We start from the raw sequence: 3,826 nt of genomic DNA, 5'->3' as shown, positions 1-3,826 counted from the left end.
GTTCGAAGCCATAAAGACAAGCGAAGCATCAAACTGAGACGAAACAAAGCCGGACGAAACCCTCAATACATGGCCGATATCATCGCCGCTTGACCGTTAACTTGGATTCACGGCCGTGCGGCGATTCCCGCCGTTGTTGCGGAATTGTAGAATTGCTTTATGATTCTTTAAGTTGAACAGGACGCTCTGACGATTCCGCCCCGTGAGGATCGCCACTTGCTCCCGTTTCGGCGTCAAAGCCTTGTTTTGCAGGCATGTCAGCCCTGCCGAACCAAGAATAATTGTTAATTCCCCTTGACGCGACACCCCGAAATCAGTACACCCCGCCCCATCGGAGCCTATGTGAGGCTGGCTGGTTCGGAACGTCACGTTCTGGAGTTCGCCTCAAACAAGGTTCGAAACGCACGCTGAAGACCAAAATGCTGCACGCAAGACGCTGAAAATATTGGTGTCCTCTGCTTTTTGCGGGCCATCTGCCGAAAGGCGGATCGGTCCTCGTTTTGCGCATTTATGGCGTTCGAAACCGCCGGAGACGGCATTGATCCGCCCGCAAGGGTATTGAGACAGAATTTGTAAGGGATGGTTATATGCCTACCGTAAACCAGCTGATCCGCAAGCCGCGTCAGGCACAGGTAAAGCGCAACAAGGTTCCTGCTCTGCAGGAAAACCCGCAGAAGCGTGGCGTTTGCACGCGCGTTTATACAACGACCCCGAAGAAGCCGAACTCGGCTCTGCGTAAGGTTGCCAAGATCCGCCTCACCAACGGCTTCGAAGTCATCGGCTACATTCCGGGCGAAGGTCACAACCTTCAGGAGCACTCCGTTGTCATGATCCGCGGCGGCCGCGTAAAGGACTTGCCGGGCGTTCGTTACCACATCATTCGCGGCGTTCTCGATACCCAGGGTGTCAAGAACCGTAAGCAGCGCCGTTCGAAGTATGGTGCAAAGCGTCCGAAGTAATTCGGGTTCCACAATTTAAGGTGCTGCGCGAGGTTCTCCGCGTGTTAAGGCGCCCGTTCAAAGTTGAGAGACAAAAGTATGTCACGTCGTCATAGTGCAGAAAAGCGCGAGATCAATCCGGACCCGAAGTTCGGCGATCTGGTCGTCACCAAGTTCATGAATGCAATCATGCTTCATGGTAAGAAGTCGGTCGCTGAAAACATCGTTTACGGTGCGTTCGATCTGGTCCAGGGCAAGCTGAAGCAGGAGCCGGTCACCGTGTTCCATTCCGCTCTCGACAATATCGCTCCGCACGTCGAAGTTCGTTCGCGCCGCGTCGGTGGTGCAACCTACCAGGTTCCGGTCGATGTTCGTCCTGAGCGCCGCCAGGCACTTGCCATTCGCTGGCTGATCGCTGCTGCCCGCAAGCGCAACGAAACCACCATGATCGATCGCCTCTGCGGCGAACTCATGGATGCGGCAAACGGCCGTGGTTCCGCTGTCAAGAAGCGCGAAGACACGCACAAGATGGCTGACGCCAACCGCGCATTCTCGCACTATCGCTGGTAATCGACGTACAATTTTCGAAAGGCAGTCATTATGGCTCGCGAATATAAGATCGAAGACTACCGCAATTTCGGTATCATGGCGCATATCGACGCCGGCAAGACCACGACCACTGAGCGGATTCTCTACTACACTGGCAAGTCGCACAAGATCGGTGAAGTTCATGACGGCGCCGCCACCATGGACTGGATGGAGCAGGAACAGGAACGCGGTATCACCATCACGTCCGCTGCCACCACGACCTACTGGAAGGGTCGCGACGGCAAGATGCGCCGTTTCAACATCATCGACACTCCCGGCCACGTCGACTTCACCATCGAAGTCGAACGTTCGCTGCGCGTTCTCGACGGTGCGATCGCTCTGCTCGACGCCAATGCCGGTGTTGAGCCGCAGACGGAAACCGTCTGGCGCCAGGCTGAAAAGTACAACGTCCCGCGGATGATCTTCTGCAACAAGATGGACAAGACCGGTGCTGACTTCTACCGCTCGGTAGAGATGATCAAGACCCGTCTCGGCGCCATCGCTGTTGTCATGCAGCTCCCGATCGGTGCGGAAACCGAATTCAAGGGCGTTATCGACCTGATCGAGATGAATGCCCTGATCTGGCGCGACGAGTCGCTCGGCGCCCAGTGGGACGTCGTCGAGATTCCGGACGACATGAAGGAAAAGGCTGCTGAATATCGCGAGAAGATGATCGAACAGGTCGTCGATATCGATGAGCAGGCGATGGAAGACTATCTGAACGGCATCATGCCGGACAACGACAAGATCCGTCAGCTGGTTCGCCGCGGTACCATCGACGTGAAGTTCCACCCGATGTTCTGCGGTACGGCCTTCAAGAACAAGGGCGTTCAGCCTTTGCTCGACGCCGTTGTCGAATATCTGCCTTCGCCGCTCGACATTCCGTCGATCAAGGGCATCGATGTGAAGACCGAAGCCGAAATCGCCCGTCATCCGTCGGATGAAGAGCCGTTGTCGATGCTCGCCTTCAAGATCATGAATGACCCCTTCGTCGGTTCGCTCACCTTCGCCCGTATCTATTCCGGCAAGCTCTCCAAGGGCACGTCGGTCATGAACACGGTCAAGGAAAAGCGCGAGCGCGTCGGCCGTATGCTGCAGATGCATTCCAACTCCCGTGAAGACATCGAAGAAGCCTTTGCCGGCGACATCGTTGCTCTCGCAGGCCTCAAGGAAACCACGACCGGCGACACGCTCTGCGATCCGCTGCACCAGGTTATCCTTGAGCGCATGGAATTCCCCGAGCCGGTCATCCAGATCGCCATCGAGCCGAAGACCAAGGGCGACCAGGAAAAGATGGGCCTCGCGCTCAACCGCCTGGCTGCTGAAGATCCTTCGTTCCGCGTCAAGACGGATGAAGAATCCGGCCAGACGATCATCGCCGGCATGGGTGAACTTCACCTCGACATCCTCGTCGACCGCATGCGCCGCGAATTCAAGGTTGAAGCCACCGTCGGCGCGCCGCAGGTTGCCTACCGTGAATCGATCACGAAGCGTCATGAAGAAGACTACACGCACAAGAAGCAGTCCGGTGGTACCGGTCAGTTCGCGCGCGTCAAGATCGTCTTCGAACCGAATGAAGAAGGCGACGACTTCAAGTTCGAATCCAAGATCGTCGGTGGTTCCATTCCGAAGGAATACATCCCCGGCGTTCAGAAGGGCATCGAAAGCGTCCTGTCTTCCGGTCCGCTGGCTGGCTTCCCGATGCTCGGCGTCAAGGCAACCCTGATCGACGGCGCATTCCATGACGTCGACTCCTCGGTTCTCGCCTTCGAAATCGCCTCGCGTGCCTGCTTCCGTGAAGCAGCCAAGAAGGCTGGCGCCCAGTTGCTCGAGCCGATGATGAAGGTCGAAGTCGTGACGCCGGAAGATTACGTCGGTGACGTGATCGGCGATCTGAACTCGCGTCGCGGTCAGATCCAGGGCCAGGAAGCACGCGGCATCGCCGTCGTGATCAATGCCAACGTGCCGCTGGCCAACATGTTCAAGTACGTGGACAACCTGCGCTCGATGAGCCAGGGCCGCGCACAGTACACGATGACCTTCGATCACTATGCGCCGGTTCCGTCGAACGTGGCACAGGAAATCCAGGCGAAATACTCCGGTCAGAAGTGACCGGAGCCTAACGCCAGCTGACAGAAACAAGAGAATTCCCCTTCGGGGTTAAAAAACGGAGAGCCGGAAATGGCAAAGAGCAAATTTGAGCGCAATAAGCCGCACGTTAACATTGGCACGATCGGCCACGTCGACCATGGCAAGACGTCGCTGACGGCAGCGATCACGAAGTATTTCGGCGAATACAA

The 3,826-nt window shown here is 56.7% G+C and carries 4 protein-coding genes; all 4 read left to right on the top strand.

The window, feature by feature from the left end:
- The first annotated feature begins 587 nt into the window (after positions 1–587).
- Positions 588–959, top strand: coding sequence for a 30S ribosomal protein S12 (rpsL, locus tag ACP7BS_RS29620; protein ID WP_003507760.1), 372 nt, complete (start codon positions 588–590; stop codon positions 957–959).
- 78 nt (positions 960–1,037) lie between these two features.
- On the top strand, positions 1,038–1,508 hold the full coding sequence (rpsG, locus tag ACP7BS_RS29615; protein WP_113247978.1) for a 30S ribosomal protein S7: 471 nt from the start codon (positions 1,038–1,040) through the stop codon (positions 1,506–1,508).
- A 30-nt stretch (positions 1,509–1,538) separates the two neighbouring features.
- Positions 1,539–3,638 carry an elongation factor G gene (gene fusA / locus ACP7BS_RS29610; RefSeq protein WP_426240913.1) on the top strand — a complete coding sequence of 700 codons (2,100 nt, stop codon included), beginning with the start codon at positions 1,539–1,541 and terminating at the stop codon, positions 3,636–3,638.
- Between the two features lie 69 nt (positions 3,639–3,707).
- The coding region (locus tag ACP7BS_RS29605) for a GTP-binding protein (protein ID WP_426123582.1) at positions 3,708–3,826 on the top strand (119 nt) is incomplete at its 3' end.

The sequence above is a fragment of the Pararhizobium sp. DWP1-1-3 genome (assembly GCF_049896125.1).
In the GTDB taxonomy this organism is placed as follows: domain Bacteria; phylum Pseudomonadota; class Alphaproteobacteria; order Rhizobiales; family Rhizobiaceae; genus Pararhizobium.
Note: the sequence above shows the minus strand (reverse complement) of the source record. Positions and strands in the feature narration are given on the sequence as shown.

Excerpts from the sequence above, each read along its gene's own strand:
- rpsG (WP_113247978.1), top strand. The coding sequence starts at position 1,038 with ATGTCACGTCGTCATAGTGCAGAAAAGCGCGAGATCAATCCGGACCCG.
- fusA (WP_426240913.1), top strand. The coding sequence starts at position 1,539 with ATGGCTCGCGAATATAAGATCGAAGACTACCGCAATTTCGGTATCATG.
- rpsL (WP_003507760.1), top strand. The coding sequence starts at position 588 with ATGCCTACCGTAAACCAGCTGATCCGCAAGCCGCGTCAGGCACAGGTA.